18 protein-coding genes are annotated in these 18,604 nt (G+C 50.2%); 17 read left to right on the top strand and 1 reads right to left on the bottom strand.

Translation table 11 applies throughout. From position 1 onward, the window contains the following. Positions 1-131: 131 nt before the first annotated feature. From V4U88_RS18145 to V4U88_RS18115, 7 genes are all read left to right on the top strand, one after another. Positions 132-3,401 carry a golvesin C-terminal-like domain-containing protein gene (locus tag V4U88_RS18145; protein WP_334074643.1) on the top strand — a complete coding sequence of 1,090 codons (3,270 nt, stop codon included), beginning with the start codon at positions 132-134 and terminating at the stop codon, positions 3,399-3,401. A gap of 124 nt (positions 3,402-3,525) precedes the next feature. Then, a complete protein-coding gene (locus V4U88_RS18140; protein ID WP_416367262.1) occupies positions 3,526-4,500 on the top strand; it encodes an ABC transporter permease in 975 nt (324 codons plus the stop codon). Beyond that, positions 4,494-5,354: a carbohydrate ABC transporter permease gene (locus V4U88_RS18135; protein WP_334074642.1), complete on the top strand. Its 861-nt coding sequence runs from the start codon at positions 4,494-4,496 to the stop codon at positions 5,352-5,354. The genes V4U88_RS18140 and V4U88_RS18135 overlap by 7 nt, the downstream gene beginning before the upstream one ends. Before the next feature lie 106 nt (positions 5,355-5,460). Next, a complete protein-coding gene (locus V4U88_RS18130) occupies positions 5,461-6,945 on the top strand; it encodes an extracellular solute-binding protein (RefSeq protein ID WP_334074641.1) in 1,485 nt (494 codons plus the stop codon). 186 nt (positions 6,946-7,131) lie between these two features. Further along, positions 7,132-7,917 carry a hypothetical protein gene (locus V4U88_RS18125; RefSeq protein WP_334074640.1) on the top strand — a complete coding sequence of 262 codons (786 nt, stop codon included), beginning with the start codon at positions 7,132-7,134 and terminating at the stop codon, positions 7,915-7,917. A 155-nt stretch (positions 7,918-8,072) separates the two neighbouring features. Continuing rightward, complete coding sequence (locus V4U88_RS18120; protein ID WP_416367261.1) at positions 8,073-8,384, top strand: ArsR/SmtB family transcription factor; 312 nt, start codon at positions 8,073-8,075, stop codon at positions 8,382-8,384. A 17-nt stretch (positions 8,385-8,401) separates the two neighbouring features. After that, entirely contained in the window at positions 8,402-9,355 is a 954-nt protein-coding gene (locus tag V4U88_RS18115; RefSeq protein ID WP_334074639.1) for a cation diffusion facilitator family transporter, read from the top strand. 66 nt (positions 9,356-9,421) lie between these two features. Here V4U88_RS18115 and V4U88_RS18110 read toward each other — a convergent pair whose 3' ends face one another. Further along, positions 9,422-10,126, bottom strand: coding sequence for a MerR family DNA-binding transcriptional regulator (locus tag V4U88_RS18110; RefSeq protein ID WP_334074638.1), 705 nt, complete (start codon positions 10,124-10,126; stop codon positions 9,422-9,424). Between the two features lie 156 nt (positions 10,127-10,282). Here V4U88_RS18110 and V4U88_RS18105 point away from each other — a divergent pair, with 156 nt between their 5' ends. The 10 genes from V4U88_RS18105 to V4U88_RS18060 all read left to right on the top strand — a co-directional run bounded on the left by V4U88_RS18105 (position 10,283) and on the right by V4U88_RS18060 (position 18,575). Then, positions 10,283-11,161, top strand: a complete 879-nt coding sequence (locus tag V4U88_RS18105; RefSeq protein WP_334074637.1) for an alpha/beta fold hydrolase — start codon at positions 10,283-10,285, stop codon at positions 11,159-11,161. Between the two features lie 278 nt (positions 11,162-11,439). Continuing rightward, positions 11,440-12,084: a hypothetical protein gene (locus V4U88_RS18100; RefSeq protein ID WP_334074636.1), complete on the top strand. Its 645-nt coding sequence runs from the start codon at positions 11,440-11,442 to the stop codon at positions 12,082-12,084. A gap of 224 nt (positions 12,085-12,308) precedes the next feature. After that, a complete protein-coding gene (locus V4U88_RS18095) occupies positions 12,309-13,043 on the top strand; it encodes a UTRA domain-containing protein (protein WP_334074635.1) in 735 nt (244 codons plus the stop codon). A 331-nt stretch (positions 13,044-13,374) separates the two neighbouring features. Continuing rightward, positions 13,375-14,157, top strand: a complete 783-nt coding sequence (gene frlD, locus V4U88_RS18090; protein WP_334074634.1) for a fructoselysine 6-kinase — start codon at positions 13,375-13,377, stop codon at positions 14,155-14,157. A gap of 34 nt (positions 14,158-14,191) precedes the next feature. After that, positions 14,192-15,064 (top strand): amidohydrolase family protein, encoded by an 873-nt coding sequence (locus V4U88_RS18085; protein WP_334074633.1) that lies wholly within the window; start codon positions 14,192-14,194, stop codon positions 15,062-15,064. After that, positions 15,052-15,480: a secondary thiamine-phosphate synthase enzyme YjbQ gene (locus V4U88_RS18080; protein ID WP_148457792.1), complete on the top strand. Its 429-nt coding sequence runs from the start codon at positions 15,052-15,054 to the stop codon at positions 15,478-15,480. The genes V4U88_RS18085 and V4U88_RS18080 overlap by 13 nt, the downstream gene beginning before the upstream one ends. Positions 15,481-15,546: 66 nt before the next feature. Then, positions 15,547-16,449, top strand: a complete 903-nt coding sequence (locus V4U88_RS18075; RefSeq protein WP_334074632.1) for a transporter substrate-binding domain-containing protein — start codon at positions 15,547-15,549, stop codon at positions 16,447-16,449. A 28-nt stretch (positions 16,450-16,477) separates the two neighbouring features. Beyond that, positions 16,478-17,218 (top strand): amino acid ABC transporter ATP-binding protein, encoded by a 741-nt coding sequence (locus V4U88_RS18070; protein ID WP_334074631.1) that lies wholly within the window; start codon positions 16,478-16,480, stop codon positions 17,216-17,218. Positions 17,219-17,245: 27 nt separating this feature from the next. After that, on the top strand, positions 17,246-17,971 hold the full coding sequence (locus tag V4U88_RS18065) for an amino acid ABC transporter permease (RefSeq protein ID WP_334074630.1): 726 nt from the start codon (positions 17,246-17,248) through the stop codon (positions 17,969-17,971). Further along, entirely contained in the window at positions 17,964-18,575 is a 612-nt protein-coding gene (locus V4U88_RS18060) for an amino acid ABC transporter permease (protein ID WP_334074629.1), read from the top strand. The genes V4U88_RS18065 and V4U88_RS18060 overlap by 8 nt, the downstream gene beginning before the upstream one ends. Positions 18,576-18,604 lie beyond the last annotated feature (29 nt).

Genomic DNA, 18,604 nt, shown 5'->3' with positions numbered 1-18,604 from the left:
ACGGGTAATTGGGGAGGAAAGTGTAATTCGTTCATTCAGCAAGACAGATTTGTTGATTATGGCCCCAAAAAGGGTCTGATATCATGCCTTTGTAAGCGCTTAACAAAAAAAGAGTAATGGAGGGGTGCCAGGTGCAAGGGAGCTTTGGATCAAAGCGTATCAAAGGGCTGCTGTTGTTCGTGGTGATTTTTTCGTTGTGTTCGGGCGGTTTTATGGGGCCGTCCCCGCTCGTCGCAGCGGATAGTGAGGATGCGGGAGAAAGTGAATATTTCTGGGGGCAGGTGCCGATCGGCGGCGGAGGTTATATCACCGGGATCGTGATTCATCCGCAGGAGCCGGATCTGGTTTACATCCGCTCGGACGTGGGCGGAATTTTTCGCTGGAATGAAGAAAACCGCAGTTGGAAACAGCTGATTGGCGAAGCGGACCGTCAACATGCCAATTTATATGGCGGGGAAAGCCTCGCTATTGATCCGTCCGACCCCGATGTTGTTTATGCCGCTCTGGGAAGGTACGATTACTTGACGCCCAGCGACATTTACAAATCAACCGACCGGGGCGAAACCTGGTCTCCGACCGGGTTGAATCTCGGGGGCAAAGGGGTAAGAATGTCGTCCAACGGACAAAATCGCGCGGCCGGGGAAAGGTTGGCCGTGGATCCCAACGACGGGAACATCGTTTATTTCGGGTCCCGTTATGACGGTTTGTTCCGAAGCGTGAAGGCGGCCGAGCAGGGGAGCTGGATGCGGGTTGAGTCATTTCCTTCTCTGAAGAATGCGCCGTATGGCATCAGCTTTGTCCAGTTCGACCCGTCATCGGGAACCAAGGGAGCGAGAAGTTCCGTCATTTACGCGGGTGCGTACAATTATGGCGTCTATGTCAGCCGTGATGCGGGGAAAACCTGGACATTACTGCCCGGCAGTCCGCAAAAGCCGAACCGTGCCGCCGTTTCGAAAGAGGGTACCTTATATGTGGCTCATGGACAGGGACTGGCCAAATTTAAGGACGGGGTATGGACGAATATGACGCCTCCTGCGGACTCGGGCCAACCGTTCGGTTCCATCGCGGTGGACCCGGCGGATTCCGATACGCTACTGGCCGCTCGCCGGCAGGATGCGCACGGCAATCCGATTTATCGCTCGACCGACGGCGGAGCCACTTGGGCCAAACTGCAGATCAGCCGGAATTCGCTTGTCCCCTGGATGCCCTCCTGGCATTGGTCATCCGCCACGTCCGCTCTGGCCTTCGATCCGTTCCACAAGGGCCGGGTTTGGATGACGGACTGGTATTACGCCTGGAGAACGGAAGACGTGAACAAAGCCCCCTCCCAATGGAGCAATTACGCCAAGGGGCTGGAGACGGTAGTCAATGTAGCGAATCTCGTGAGCCCGCCGCAGGGTAGCCGGGTTCTGCACAGCGGCATCGCGGATAATGGAGGCTTCGACCATCGTTCGCTGGAAAGCTTTCCGGAGTCCACTTACTTTACGTCATCCGGCGGCATCAAGGAGCTGACCACCACCGGTATAGACGTTTCCGCATCCCGGCCTGATTTTGTCGTTCGTGTCGGCACGTATGGATGGAACGGCGACGGCCGGAGCGATCCAGGCGGCGGCGGGTATTCCACCGATGGGGGCAGCAGTTACACGGCGTTTCGCGCACTTCCTTTCAAAGGAGTTCAGGGCGGGAAAACAGCGGTGTCGGCCACTTACTCGAATAACGTAGTGTGGATGCCGCAGAAAGGCTCCGTCTATTATACGATGGACCTTGGAAACTCCTGGATGAAGAGCGCCGGTTTACCGGGAGACATGATTACGGGAGATCATATTTTTGCCGGTTACTATCAGCCGCTGGCCTCCGACAAGGTAAAAGACGGTGTGTTTTATGCTTATGATTACAGGAACGGGAGCTTCTTCCGCAGCGCAAATGGGGGAAGATCGTTTGAGACGGTCTCCGAGTTACCCACACAGCAAAACCCGTGGCATCATGTCCAGGCGGCTCCCGGGATGATGGGAGAGGTTTGGGTAAGCTTGAATGACAAAGGATTGTATCGCTCCGGCAACGGCGGCAGCCGATTTGACCGAGTGGACCATGTGGAGCAGGCGTACCTCTTCAGCTTCGGTAAAGCGGCTCCCGGTCGGTTGAATCCGGCGGTGTTTGTCTTCGGTAAGGTCTCGGGTTTTCCGGACGAAGCCATATATCGTTCTGATGATATGGGGGCAACCTGGGTAAAGGTCAGCGTTTCCGACCCATTCCCCGGCAATGAGCCGAACAGTATGGCGGGAGACATGCAGGTACACGGCCGCGTGTATGTCGGCACCAATGGTACGGGCATCCTGTACGGCGAGCCGGGCAGACCCATTCGGCTTCCCGAATTTAACGACGACAAATCGCCAAAACCGCCGAAAAGCTTGGAAATAATAGCCAAGGGCAATACGTTTCTGGATTTAGGCTGGGACAAGAGCACGGACTCGGGCTCAGGCATTCGCGGTTACCGCATTTCGAACGCGGCTGGGGAGATCCTGGCCGAGACTTACGGAACCTCATACAGCTTTTCCGGTCTGGAGGCCAAGACCCAATATACCTACTTCGTTCAGACAGTAGATCTGGCCGGTAATTTGTCGAAAGCCTCGAAAATTTCCGCCAAAACCGAACCAAATGATGGGACGCCGCCGGAAACGCCGCGGGATTTTCAGGCAGAGGCGATATCTTATGCAGAAATTAAACTGGTTTGGAAAGCGCAGGAGGATGAAGATATCGCCGGCTATCACCTTTACCGCTCGACCGAGCCGACTTTTGAACCGGGGCAGGCAAACCGGATCGCTTATTTGCTGCAGGGCGACAACCATTTGGATTCGGACGGGATAGAGCCTGAAACGGTCTATTACTACAAGTTGACCGCCGTGAACATGTTGGGAAATGAATCGGAGCCCTCCGGAGAGATTCGGGTGGAAACGCCGACGGATCAACGGGTGGACATCATCGTGGATAATCGGGATTCCGGCTTTTCCGTGGACGGTGGATGGCAGAGCAGCACGTACTCCGCCTCCAGGTACGGGGAGGATTATATGCATGACGGAAGAGCGGCCGGAAAGCAGGCCACATGGGTCCCAGACCTGCCGCAGGCCGGGGAGTACAATGTCTATATGCTTTGGAACGCTTCACCGAATCGGACCGCCAAAGCGGCCGTGGAGATCACTCATGAAGAAGGAAGCGAGGCCGGAATTACCGTCAACCAGACGCAAAACGATAACCAGTGGGTGTGGCTCGGGAAGTACCGGTTTGGAGAAGGGTCGGGGGGATCGGTAACCCTCCGGACGGCGGGCGACGAAACAACGATTGCGGATGCCGTCAAATTCTCCCTTGCCGCGCAGGATCCTTTTGGAGAAACACACCCGCGATAAATGAATAGAACACATCACGGTTAAAAACAGAAATATGTGCATGACACTGCTGAGAAATGGCAATATCGATCCTCTTACCTCTCCGTTATGATTGGAGTATATAACGGAGAGGAAGATGGTGAGCATGAAACAGCACGTCAATTTACAAGCCCATTCGCCCCAGCCCGCCGGGGGTATCCCCGGACAGCGGCTGCGCAGACTAACGGCGGACATTTGGAAGATGAAAGCGCTATACCTCATGTTGTTACCCTGTCTGATTTGGTATTTTATTTTTAAATATCTTCCCATGTATGGGGTCGTGATTTCATTTAAGGATTACAATTTTGCCGAGGGAATATTCGGGAGCCCTTGGGCGGATCCCTGGAACAAGCATTTCAAAATGTTCTTTGAATCCCCTTATTTCTCGCAACTTCTGACCAACACGCTGTTAATCAGTCTTTACAAGCTGTTGTTCGGCGTGTTTCCTTCGATTATCCTGGCTATCGTCTTTTTCGAATGCCGCGTGGGCTGGCTAAAACGCTGGGTACAAACGTTGAGTTACATGCCGCATTTTCTGTCCTGGATCGTCATTTACGGCATTTCCATCGCTTTCTTATCGGAAACTACGGGCCTCCTTAACCGCTGGATCACGGAGACGGGAGGGAACGCTATTCCTTTTCTGAACGGGACGGAGTGGTTCCGCAGCATCCTGGTTTTGACGGAAATCTGGAAGGATCTCGGTTGGGGGGCGATCATTTATTTGGCTGCGATCAGCAGTATTGATCCTACGCTGTTTGAAGCCGCCAAAGTGGACGGGGCCAGCCGGCTGAGAATGATTTGGCATATTACGCTGCCCGGGATCCGCAATGTGATTATTTTACTGCTCATTCTTCGGATCGGGAGCGTTTTGGACGCAGGTTTTGAACAGGTTTTTGTTTTTTATCACCCAAGAGTGTACGAGGTCGGGGATATTATCGATACCTGGGTGTACCGGACCGGCCTGGAGCAAATGAATTTTAGCCTCGGCGCGACCGTCGGACTGTTTAAATCGGCGATCGGGTTCGTTCTGGTACTAGGGGCAAACAAGCTGGCCAAAAGATGGGGGGGGAGCATATGGTAAGCAGCCGGTCGGATAAATGGTTCAATGCCGCTATATATGTCATCTTGGTTCTGATTGCCGTTGCCGCTGTTTTTCCGTTGCTTTATGTGATCTCGATGTCTCTGACCCCCTACAGCGAGGTGGTTAAAAACGGAGGTTTTATCGTTCTGCCCCGAAAAATCTCTTTTGAGGCTTACGAACGCATCTTTGCGGACCCGGCGCTGGGTCGATCGATGCTGGTGACTGTAATCGTTACGGTCGGCGGCACGCTCGTCAATATGCTTTTTACCACGTTGGCCGCTTATCCGCTCAGCCGCCGAAATTTGCCGGGACGTACTTTTTTTCTGCTGTACATGGTATTCACCATGCTGTTCAGCGGCGGCTTGATTCCAACCTATCTGGTAATCCAGTCGCTGGGCATGCTCAACACGCTGTGGGCCTTGATCATCCCGGGCGCGATCGCTACGTTTAACGTGCTCATTTTGAAAAGTTTCTTTGAGACATTGCCGGAAGAACTATTCGAATCGGCACGGATTGATGGGGCCAGGGAATTCCGCATCTTATGGCAGGTGGCTGTTCCGCTGTCGCTGCCTTCTATGATGACCGTTGGTTTGTTCTATATGGTGGGGCATTGGAATTCTTTTTTCTCGGCGGTGTTGTACATCACGGATACGGACTTGAATCCGCTTCAGGTGGTCATCCGAAATATGCTGCTTCTGACGCAGTCCAGCGAACTGCAGGCGGAAATTACTGTGCCGACGGCTGCGATGCAGATGGCGGCGGTCATTGCCGGCAGCCTTCCGATCATAGCGGTCTATCCTTTTATTCAGAAGCATTTTACCAAGGGAATGCTGTTGGGCGCAGTGAAAGGGTAATGGACGCGTCGCCGGAGATTTAACCGGGTTGCGGTATTTTAACAATGTAAAGGTGGGACGATCCATGAAAAGAAATCGAATTTGGTCATTATCTTTAGCTTTCGTATTGGCAGCAACGTTAGTAAGTGCGTGCGGAGGAAAGGAGGAGGGAGCGAAAGGAAATGGCTCCGAAGGCACAAAGGGCTCCGGTCCCGTAAAGATCAACGCATCCCAAATCAGCTGGGGGACAAATTTACCGGCCGACGATTTTGTTAAAAAAGAGCTGGACGCCAAAATGGGCATCGAGTTGTCGCAAACCTTAGTGGGGGACCAAGCCGATTATGAGAACAAAATTAATGTGCTCGCCGCTTCCAACAACCTGCCTGACTTGTTTATGGTGACAGGTAAGCCACACTTGCAGAAGCTGGCGGAATCGGGCAGCCTGCTCGATTTGACACCATACCTTGAAAAAATGCCCGATTACACCAAGTTTGCCGGTAGCGATGTGATCAAGAAAGGGCTTGTATCGGAAAAGCAATATGCGCTGCCGAAGGCGGGGCAGGCGGTCTCGTACACGTATTGGGTCCGCAAGGATTGGCTCGACAATTTGAAGCTTCAGCCGCCAACGACCGTGGATGAATTGCTTGCCGTAGCGAAGGCGTTCACGGAGCAGGATCCGGACCAGAACGGAAAAAATGACACTTTTGGCATAACGGGCACCAATTTTCAAACTTTTGATCCCATTTTCGGAGCCTATGGCATTACCAATATTTATGAGGGTTCCAAGCTGTTTGTGGAAGACGGTAAAGTAACGAATACGTTGTATCACCCGAAAATGAAAGAGGCGCTGGCGGCCATTAAAAAATTTGTGGATGCCGGAGTCGTCGATCCGGAGGTCGTGAGCAACAAAGGGACGATGGCGAAAGACAAAGCGTTTCAAGGCAAAGTGGGGATTATCAACCTGGACTGGGCGCAGATCATTAAAGACGATCAGGTGGCGGTATGGAAAGGGGCCAATCCCAAAGCCGAATGGATTCAACTGAATCCGCCAAAAGGACCGGATGGGACGCAGAATTCCAATTCCATCAATATCGGTGCTACCGGCGGGTTGTGGGCCATTCCGAAACGGCTGGAGAAGGAGCCGGAGAAACTGAACAAGATCTTGGAGCTTATCAATTACCTCGCAACGCCGGAAGGCGGCCGACTGGTGCAATTCGGTCTGCAGGACGTTCATTATACACTGAATGGCGAGCAATTAGTGATTACCGACAAAGGCAAACAGGAAGCTGGATTTACGTGGCTGTATCAATTTGCCGGGCGGGAGGAGACGGAGTATTTAAAAACGAAGTTTGCCGGCCAAGCCGAATACATTGAATTTGAGGCAAACCTGCCGAGAATTCAGACGCTCGATGGTTATGTGCAAAGCCCGCCCGGTTACAATGCGGCGGATGCCAACCGTTTTGTTGAGGAAGAAATGATCAAATTCGTATACGGTAAAAGCAGCTTGGACCAGTACGATCAATTCCTCAGTACGCTTGAAAGCACATTCAATTATAAAAATTATATGGATTCGGCTTTGGACCAGTTGAAAAAACTCGGATACGGCAAATAGAAGAATGTACGTTCGCAAACAAGATTGACATGAATTCCCTTTTCAGGTATATTATCTTTAAATCATAACGGAACAAGCGAGAGAAGCACCTCGCAGGATTGGCTGGATAGCCTGTCTTGCGGGGTGTTTTTTGCTTTTGGGGAACCCTGTTATGACATTAACCCATTTTACGAAGGAGTGGTACGGATGAATTTGAGGAAGAGTATAGTTCGGAGGGCTTTAAGGTTCACGCTGCTGATCGTCTTGGCGTTGGCCGTCCTGTCGGGCACCGGATTGTCAACAGCGAAGGCGGATAGCTGGGAGGATGCGCTGCTGACCGTGGACACGCTGCATGACAGTTTCTCCGCACTGGAGAGTGTAATCAAGCTGGCGAAGCTGGAGATGCAGACTCTCAGAAAGCAAAACAACGAGCGGTTGAAGGCGATTCAGGCCAAGATTAAAAATGTCGATAAGGCGAAAATCGACCAACTCAAGGCAAGCTATGATCAGGCGCAAAAGAAACACGCTCCATCGTTGGACCAATATAAGACGTTGACTAAGCAGGCCGCGGCAGCAAGAAAAGCGAAGGATTCCAAGAAGGCCGCCTTGCTTGACTTGAAGAGGAACAGCCTGAAGCCTTCGGTAGACGCGGCTAAGCAGGATATCGCGAACCGGAAATCGGAGCTTGCGGCGGCCAAGAAGCAGGCTGCGGCCAAAGCCAAGGAGATCAGAACGGCGCTGGCCCCGATTCAGCCCGTAAAGAAACAGATCGCTGCGGAGAACAAGTTGATCAGCCGGACCAACAAGAACAAGTCGGCGGCGGAGAAACTCTACCGCGTCGCGGTCAAGAAAGGAAACGCGGTAATGGCGGCGGCCCAGATGACGATCATGTACGCGGAGCTGGGCAAGGTAAATCAATCGCAAAAGAAGATCCATACGTGGGAGAAACAAATCGGCAGCTGCCTTGCTGCGGCCGAGGCCAAGCTGTCATAGGCGACCCCGGAATCCTAGTTGCATCATAGTGGTTTTAAGCCCGGCATATTCGGGCTTTTTTTTGTGGAACAAAGTCTTGACAAATTGTGGAGTACGATTCATAATGCAAATATGAGCACATGATCATATATAAAATAATACATAAGAAGGTTGTGATGACATTGGAAGCGAAGGAACATGCATTTTTAACGGAAGAGGAAGTGGAGTCGGTTTCGCAAATTTTTAAGGCCTTGTCGGATCCGACGCGGATTAGGCTGTTGTATTTGCTTTCGCAGGAGGAATGCTCCGTCAACCATATTGCCGAGGTGCTGGACATGTCGCAATCCGCGGTGTCGCATCAACTCAGTTTCCTGCGGAATAGGCGGTTAGTGAAGAAGAGGCGAGAAGGCAATATGCTGTTCTACAGCTGCGATGACGATCACGTCATTTCACTGCTGCATCAAGCGATTAACCATTGTGAGCATTAGAGAAGGAGGTAACCATTATGCATAACCATTCTCATCACGGGCACCAACACCATGGACATGATCACCATGGGCACCACGGCCATCATCATCACGATCATGCCAGGGAAGGCAATAAAAAAGGGTTGGCCATCGCCCTCTCGATTACGTTCGGCATTATGTTTCTGGAGTTTTTTGGCGGACTGATCACCAACAGCCTTGCACTCCTATCCGATTCCGGGCACATGCTTAGCGACGCCAGCGCCCTTGCGTTAAGCCTGGTCGCTTTATGGTTTTCGTCCAAACCAGCTTCGGCCAAGCGGACTTTCGGATTTCACCGCTTTGAAATTTTGACGGCGTTATTCAATGGTATCGTCCTGTTTATCATTGCGGGATTTATCGTATGGGAGGCCGTACAGCGGTTCAATAGTCCGCCTGAAGTGGCCAGCGGGTCCATGATGCTTATCGCGGCTGTCGGGTTGCTCGCCAATGTCGGCAGTGCCATCGCGTTGATGCGAAAAGGAGATGTGAAGAATAATTTGAATCTCCGCAGCGCATATATCCATGTTCTAGGTGACGCCTTAGGTTCCGTAGGCGCTATTCTGGCGGGAATCGTAATGATGGTTTTTAAATGGTACCTGGCTGACCCGATCATCTCGATCCTTGTGGCGCTCCTGATTTTGAAGAGCGCTTGGGGAGTTATTTCTCACACGATTCACATTCTGATGGAGGGGACGCCTGCCGCCATCGATCAGGGCGAAGTGAAGGAAGCGCTGCTTGCGATTGAAGGGGTCCAGGATGTCCATGACCTTCATATTTGGACAATTACATCCGGCTTCGATTCACTGAGCTGTCACGTGCTGGTTCGAGACGGTGAAGATAACCAAATCATTCTGCAGAAGGCGATTCATATCCTGGAGGAGCGTTTTCATATTGAGCATTCCACGATTCAAGTGGAGACCGCCGATATCCATCATGGGAAGTTAAAATGTTAACGAGCCGTGATCATACGCAACTCACATTTTATCGGCGCAATTCAAAAGCCTCCCCGAACGGGAGGCTTACGCGCGATAGAAGCTAATATATTTCATAAGCTCCGAAATCCCTTGAAACGCCAGCGTTAGATGGCTGTTCAATTTTTGCAGAGCGAACTGAAAGGAGCGTTCGACCCTGGCGAAATCCTGTGTCTCCAGCTCGTATAACAGCTGTTTCATGTTTTCGATGTAGTAGATCGTTTTCCGCAAGCTGCTGATTGCAATGATTTTTCTAAGTTCTGCCGTCGTAAAAATTCGGTACCCATTCTCCTTATTTCGCTTCGAGGCAATTAATCCCTCTTGCTCCCAATGGCGGATCGCCGATGGATTGACCCCGGCAATTTCCGCTACTTCTCCAATGGTCATGGCGTCCGTAACCTTTACGTTGTTGTATTTGGTAAAATCGGCGTTTCGGATCATGCTCATGATTTCTTCCACCCTGTGTTTCTCCATTTGAAGACGATACAGCTGCTGATTGACTAACCAAAGTGCAGGATCTACGTTCCCATGCTTTATTTTCCTCATTACCTCAAATACAACCGGTATTTCAAAGCCGCGCAGTAAAGCTCTGATCGCCGTAAACGCCTGTATGTGAACGGGGCTGTAGCATCTGCGGTTGCTGGGTGTTCTGGGAACGTCGGGAATGAGACCCTGATCCTCGTATCTCCTTAGTGTTGTCGTACTTACTTTCAACGCATGGGCTGCTTGAAGAGGAGTATATATTTCATCCATTGAAACTTCACCTCAAACCTAAAGTAAAACCTTCAAGTGCTTCACCAATATTAAAATTGAATATTTCAAAGATATCAAGGCCATTCGGAAGACAAACCGAAAGATTGCTTGAATGTTATAAGATGGAGATACAAAATGCCGAACAGGAGTGATATCATGAAAAAAATGATACAACTAAACAATCATACCGAAATTGAGGCAGGCCTGGCGGGAAATCCGCAGCGCAAAGTCGTTATGCTGCCGATCGCCAAAAAATCGGTTTACGGGCCGGAGGCCGAAAGCTTAAAACAATGGGGCGTGGATCCTCAGTTGGGGGAGCATTTCGTGGAGGGGTTGGCCGAACAGTTTCGGGTTCTTTATTTTGATTACGAAGGCCATTTATTTCAATATCCAGAGCCGGATCGCCTCACCGCGGAACATATTGTTCGCGATTTTTTGCAAATTGCGGATGAGATGGGCGTCCATAGGTTCAGTTATTACGGTTATTCCTGGCTGGGGCTTATGGGGCTTCAGCTGGCATTAAGAACCGATCGCTTGGAAAGTTTGATGATGGGCGGATATCCTCCTTATGAAGGACCTTATCGCGAAATGACGATCGTGACCGAAAAAACCTATGAGCTGGCTTGGAAGTCGAGTCAAGAGGTCTTCGCTTCCGCCGAAGGATGCCCGGGGCCCGACGACATGGACTGGGAAGAGATCCCGGTTACGATCGACCCGCGCATTCCCCGGCAGTTCCAAAGTTTATATAGAAGTTTAAACGGATTTGACGACCGGTTGGTTCAAGCGAGGCTTACGATTCCGAGACTTGCTTTTGCCGGATCAGGAGATACCCTCGTTTACGGAGAAAAGTTCGGAAATGTCACGGTCGATATTGGCGGAATTCTGCAGAGGAACTGCAGTCTCTTAGAATCTATGGGTTGGGATATAGAAATTCTGCAAGGGGACGGGATGGATCATACGAAGGCCATGCAGCCGGCGGCGGTTCTGCCGCTAATCAAGCCTTGGCTGATGAAAAGTTTGAAGTATATAAGTTGAACTAAAAAAAGCTCTAGGCAATAGTGTGAAATGATTCTGGAGAAGCGTAGCGTTCGCCTTTGTGACCGGATTTCTACCTATTCTGAATTTAATTGATGAGGAAATCTGGGAACAACAGCGATCGGAAGAACATTTCACACGGCTGCCTCATATGCGAATTAATAGTTCAACTTATATAGCAGGCCCGAGAATACGGAACCTCTAGTATTCATCCAGACGTGTAATAGAAATAGAACATAAAATACGTCATGAGGAGAAAAAGAAAGGGGGAGCCGGCAGTGCAGCAAAGCGTGTTATTTATCGTTTCCTCGACGATTTATTTGACCAGCCAACCTTTGAGCTATAGTGCGACGCGTTCCGCTTTCACGATAGAAGAACGGGCGCGGCAAACCTTGGGTACGATCGCGTCGATTCGGGACAAGTTTCCCGCGGCCCGCATATTGTTGATAGAAACAGGGCTTAGGCCAGATGTTCCGCCGGAATTGACGCAAAGTGCGGACCGCTATTTATATCTCGGACATCGAAAAATAATCAGACAGGCGGCGGATGGCCCCTATAAAGGATTGGGTGAGGCGCTCAGCTTATATCTGGCGAATCGGGCCATACGTTCTTTTCAAGCGGATTATTACTTTAAACTAAGTGGACGGTACTACCTGGATGACCATTTTGATCCACAAAATTGGGTAGGGGAGACCGTCATGGGCAGGGAATGCGGAAGCGGCCTGTATACGGTATTGTACGGATTTCCGCGCAGACTGTATGATAATTGGCGGAGTTCCTTAAGACAAAGCATTCCGGTTCTCCTTCGGGGGGAATCCCTTGAACTCATTCAACCGAAGTTTTTTGAAAAACCGATCCGCTATTTGCCGCGGTTAGGAGTTAGCGGCTGGAAGTCACATTCAGGGGAATTTGTGTCATTATAAATGAATAGCAGGAGCAAACCGTCTGAACGACAAATCGTCCGATGACGGTTTTTTTGTTTAAGTCAGATATTTGCGGTTCTGCTTCCTGTTCTCCGCTTTCTTTATTATCGACTTGGGGTATGTTACTATAATAACAAGTGAGTCGCAAGTCATATGATAACATATGATATGATAAAGACTTGCAATATCGGGCCTAGTTTAATTCCGAAGGAGAAAGAAAATAGATGAAATTGAATGTATCCAGTCAAAGTCCACTTTATCTACAATTAAAACAAATTATTAAAGAAGATATTTCCAGAGGCGTATACAAAGCGGGGCAAAAGCTGCCCCCTGAAGCGGAAATCGGGAAGACATACGGGGTAAGCCGTATTACCGTTCGACGGGCCATTACGGATTTGGTGGAAGAAGGGGTTTTGCATAGTCAACAGGGCAAGGGCAGTTACGTGCGTGAACTCAAGGAAAAACGGGAATTGATTTCAGTGGGAAGCTTTTCCGATATGACTACCTTGTCCGGAAAAACACCTAGCTCGCAAATCCTATCGAACCTGGTCATGGAAGCGGATGAAAAGTTGGCAAGCACTTTTAAAATTCAGCTAAATGATCCGGTGCTTAAATTGCATCGCCTTCTGTTCATCGATAACCAACCTTTCATTATTGAAACTTCCTTTTTTCCGCTGGAAATCCTGCCGGACCTGGAAAAATACATCGGGGAGTCTCCCTCCACTTACCACATTTTAAAAGAACGTTATGGTGTTGAACCTGCCTTTTCGGAAAAAACGCTGGAGGTTATTCTCGCGACGGAATACGAGTCAAGCTTGTTCCATTGCGACAGAGGGACCCCGCTTTATTTGCTAGGTAAAATTACTTATGATCAACAAGACAGACCTATGCATTATTCGCAATCCGTTTATATGTCCAGCAAGGTCATTTTTACAATAAATTCCGGGAAACGCAGTTAGCCTCAGGCGCTTAAATCCATACTGTATAAACACATAACAAAATGAAGCTCTCCATCTTCACTCCATCCAACGAGGAGCGAGAATGGCGGGCTTTTTTGTTGACTTGAACTTGGAGGTCGCAAGAATCTATGTAAGTGAATATTACATGGATATTCTGTTTTGGAGTATGAGGCATCAAAAAATGGGTTTATGAAAGATAATGTAACACAATGAAAACACTTACATAGAATTTTATAGTTGACTGGTGTTGTATAGAGATGGTATATCTTATATTATAACAACATATACAATTTGGATAGGAGACAAATACTCACCGAAAGAGGAGGCCGGTATGCGCGTAGCGGGAGTTGGGTTCAGTTGCATTGACAAGTATGATAATTTGGGCAAATACTATCCCACTGGTAACAGCGTTGATTTTGTGATTCATCTAAGCCGATTAGGCTTAGATGTCTCCATGGTAAGCGTCGTTGGCAATGATTTGTACGGGTCTATGATGATTGAGAAGCTTAGGGAAGAAGACGTAAATGTGACCTGTATGCATGTCCGCCCAGGCAAAACGGCGATCTTTAAGATGGATTTGAACGGGAATGACCGGGTGCATAAGGAGAAGATCGAAGGGGTCATGGCCGAATTTGCTTTAACCGAACAGGATTTGGCCTTCATTCTTCAACACCAAGCCATTCACACCAACCTATCCGGCCGGATCAATGAGCATCTTTCGTACTTCCGCAGCAAAGGGGTCAAGGTTATTTATGATTTTTCCACAAGGACCAAGAAGGAAATCGCCGGACCGATCTTGCCGGACACCGATTATGTATTCTTCTCCTATGAACAGGAAGACGACTACATTATGGAATTCATGAAGTGGGCGCACGCCCAAGGACCTTGTATCGTGGTCGTGACTTTGGGAGAACACGGAAGCCTTGCCTACGACGGAGAGTCCTTCTACCGGGGCGAAATCGTCCAAACCAAAGTTGTCAATACGGTCGGGGCCGGAGACTCGTTCTGCGCGGGCTTTATGTACGGGCAGTTGAAGGGGTGGCCGATTCCCGATTCGCTTAGGCAAGGGGCGGTTGTCGCCGCAGGAGTCGTTTCCCGATTCGAACCTTATTAAACACAGCCGGACAGGCGGAAAGGCGGATGATAAATTGATTATCGATGTACACACGCACCCCATTTTTCACAAAGCGATTAGTGATGACAAGCAAGTTTTGGACTACCGCAAAAAAGAGTTTGGTATTTTCAAGCAGTCCCCGAGCCCGCTGGAATCGGTGCTGCAGGAGATGGACTACATGCAAATCAGCCGGTCGGTTCTGCTGCCCATGGACCTGACCACCCAAAGCGGCGGATGGATCGTATCCAATGAAGAGGTCAAGCAACTGGTCGATTTGGCGCCGGATCGGTTTATTGGATTTGCCAGTGTGGATCCGCACCGGAAAGACGCCGTGAAGGTTCTTGATTACGCTTTCCGGGAACTGGGTTTAAAGGGGCTGAAACTCCACCCTTCCAAGCAGAAGTTTTACCCGGGTGACGATAAATTGAAACCGCTTTACGAAAAATGCCTGGAGTTCGATAAACCCATCCTGTTTCATGCCGGCATGAGCTGGGAACCGGATGCGCCATCGAAATATGCCCAGCCCGTGAATTTTGAAGATGTAGCCATAGCTTATCCCGAACTGCGCATGTGTCTGGCACACTTCGGCTGGCCATGGGTTCAGGAAACCGTTATGCTGCTGCTGAAATACCCGAACGTGTTTACCGACACATCGCTGCTTCACATGGATAATGCTCTCGATTTTTACCGGCAGGTGTTCAAAACGAATATGGGGCCCCTCTGGATCGAGCGGAATTTGAACGATAAGGTGATGTTTGGTACAAACAGTCCGCGTTTCAAGGCCAAAAGGCTGCTGCCGGCGCTCGAAGCGATGGAGTTCAGGCCCAAAACACTGGAAAAGATACTTGGCGGCAATGCACAGGTCTTTTTAGGCGAAAGGAGGAATGATCGGCCATGGTTAAACTAAAAACGATCGTATTGCGTTCAACGGCCGAATTTCAAATGATCAAAATTACCGATACAATCCGCAGCTTTGTTGAAGAATGCGGGGTTCAAAACGGGATCGCGGCCGTTATCTCGGCGCATACCACGACCGGGATCATGATTAATGAAGGACTTGAATGTGTGGAGACGGACATTGAGGAACTGCTGGAACGTCTGGTTCCCAAAGATTTCCCATATGCGCATGCGCATTTCCTGCCTTCTTACGGGGCAACGGGCAGCAATTCTCCTTCTCACTTGAAGTCGATGCTCTCGGGCAACAGTTGCTTATTCGTCGTGGAGAATGGCCGAATGATTGCCGGCGACGCTCAGGATGTGTATCTTGCCGAATTTGACGGTCCCAAGAGCAGAAAAGTTTACATTCAAGTCATTGGTGAGTAAGACAAGCCGCGGATAAAAGGACCCTACATTTCAAATCAACTTCAAAAGTGAAAGCGAGGATGGGGTATGAAAAACGAAAGACGCAAAAACGCAGTAGGCCATTGGGTGCTGATGATTTCGCTGAGTATGGTGGTTTTGCTGGCCGGCTGCGGAAAGAACGAAGCGGGCGCCGGCTCCGATGCGAAAGAAACGGACGGTAAAACCGGCAATACGGCGTCAGCCGCGCAGGCGGAAAATTTGCCGGATGCGCTAAAACAGCGCGGTAAGCTGGTCGTTGGCGTCAAAGTCGACTATCCTCCGCTGGGTTATTTGGATGAGAGCGGCAAGAATGCGGGTTATGAAATCGGCGTGGTCCAAAAAATGGCCGAATATGCTTTTGGCGATAAGAACGCGGTGGAATTCGTCCCGGTCAATGCCACAAACCGGATTCCTTATCTGGATTCCAACAAAATCGACTTTATCGCGGCCACCTTGGGTGTAACCGAGGAACGCAAGAAACAGCTGGACTTTTCAACGGAATTTTTTGACGGCGGTGTTGTTACGGTCGTCAAGAAGGACAGCGGCATTAACGCGATTCCTGATCTTGCGGGGAAAAAGGTCATCGTCATCAAGGGCTCTACAGGCTCCACCTATCTTGATGAAAATGTGCCCACGGCCGAGCAGATCAAGATTGAAAGCAATGCGGATGCTTTCCGCGCTTTAAAGGACGGACGGGCCGACGCGATGTTCCATGATGCCGTGCTCATGTCCGAATTCGTAAAAACATCCATGGACTACACGATTGTAGGGGAGCAGGTCGCCTTTGCGCCGATGGCGATCGGTGTCCGCAAAGGCGACGCGGCCATGCTGAAATTGGTCAACGATTCGCTTGAGCAGATGAGACAAGAGGATTATTTTAAATCGCTGATTGAAGAATATATGCCGAAGGCCGGCGATTTGGACCCGATGCAAATGATCCCGAGACCATAACGCCGGCAAAAAACAGGGAGGGGACAGCATGGAAACGAAGCGACCGAAATTATCCATCCGTAATCTGAAGAAGCAGTTTGGGGATAGCCTCATTCTTCGCGGTGTCGATATCGACGTCCATTCCCAGGAAGTGATCGTGATTATCGGGCCGAGCGGCTCGGGCAAAAGTACGCTGCTGCGCTGTATAAACGGTTTGGAGAGCATGAACGATGGAGAGATCTACATCGACGACCAAAAGATCGATTACACACCTTCATCCTTGCAAAAGGTCCGGCAAAGAATCGGCATGGTATTTCAGAGCTACAATCTTTTTCCTCACCTGACGGTCATGGAAAACCTGTTGCTCGCTCCGATGAAGGTGCAAAAACGGGCGAAGAGCGAAGTGCTGCCCCAGGCCAGCGAACTGCTCGATCAAGTCGGACTTCTGGATAAAGCGAACAGTTATCCCGCGCAGCTTTCCGGAGGCCAGCAGCAACGCGTAGCGATCGCAAGGTCGCTTGTCATGAATCCCGAAGTGCTTCTGTTCGATGAAGTTACGTCCGCGCTCGATCCAGAACGGGTACGCGATGTGCTGGATGTCATGAAGGACCTGGCTGCTCGGGGCACAACGATGCTGATCGTTACCCATGAAATGGGCTTCGGCCGCGATGTCGGCGATCGGATTATCTTCATGGACCAAGGCGTTATCGTGGAACAAGGGCCGCCGGAGCAGGTGTTTGGCAATCCGCAGGAAGAACGAACCCGCCAATTTCTTAAAAATGCCATGTAAGATGACACCATGAGGAGGTGCTAAGGCATGAGTTTTGATTTCGGTTATATCATCAACGCGTTGCCCCTCTTGCTAACGGGGCTCCAAATGACCCTTTTTATCAGCGTCATAAGCATTCTATTGTCGCTGGTGATAGGAATGAGCGGCGCCGTCGTCCGCACCTTGAAAATCCCGGTTTTATCCCAAATTGTAGCCGTCTATGTGGACGTGATCCGGAATACCCCGCTATTGGTGCACGTATTCTTCCTCTATTTCGGCCTGCCTGCCTTCGGGATTAAGCTGTCTGCGGTTGCGGTAGGCATCATAGCCCTATCCTTATGGGGCGGGGCGTTTGCGGCCGAAAACTTTCGCGGAGGAACCGACGCCGTGCCGCATGCGTTGATTGAATCCGGTCAATCGCTCGGACTCAGCACCTGGCAGATCGTCCGTCATATTATCGTTCCATTGGGATTTCGGATCAGTTTTCCCGCTTTCAGCAACACCGCCGTATCGGTGATCAAAAACTCCGCCTATATGACAAGTATTGGCGTTGCGGAAATGACTTTTGCGGCGATGGATCGGATCGCCTACGACTTTAAAACCTATGAAATGCTGATTACGATAGCGGTTATCTATCTCCTGCTGGTTTGGGGCACCTCGTATTTGTTCGGGCGTATCGAGCGCAAGCTGGATTACAAAAAAGCAAAGAAAGGCAGGGGGCGAAATGGAAGTATTAGCGAAAAATTCAAACTTTCTCCTCGACGGGTTGATTAATACGATCTTATTAAGCCTCAGCTGCCTTGGCATTGCCCTGCTGCTCGGCATGATCGTCGGTGTGCTGCAAACCGCAAACCATAAGGTTATCGTCTGGATCATGAAGGGATACGCCGAGCTATTCCGCGGCCTGCCGATCGTAATTACGTTGTTCCTGGTGTTCTTCCTGCTTCCGGAAATGGGCGTTCAAGTCAACAGTTACATTTCCGCGATGATCGCGCTCAGTCTATGGAGCAGCGCCAATATTTCCGTTGCGGTGCGCGGGGCTATTCAATCGATACCTCCCACGCAGACGGAAGCGGGAATGGCGCTCGGGCTAAGCCCCATTCAAACGATGCGTTATGTGATATTGCCGCAAGCCATACGGCGGATGCTGCCCTCCGTCATCGGACTGATGTCCAATCTTATTCAATCGACGTCACTCTCCGTCCTGATCGGCAATTTGGACTTCCTGAAATCGGTACAGCTCGTTATCGAGCGGGTCGAGCTATTGGAAGGCTTGTCGATCGCTACGCAGATGTATACCCTGGTGCTTGCCGTGTATTTCCTGATCTGTTATCCGCTTTCCCTATTGGCCAAAAGGATGGAACGGGTGTACCGCTAAAAATTTGGAGGCATCTATATATCGGAGGC

Source organism: Paenibacillus sp. A14, from assembly GCF_036864815.1.
Classification (GTDB): domain Bacteria; phylum Bacillota; class Bacilli; order Paenibacillales; family Paenibacillaceae; genus Fontibacillus; species Fontibacillus sanfengchensis.
This window is presented reverse-complemented; position numbering and strand designations above follow the sequence as displayed.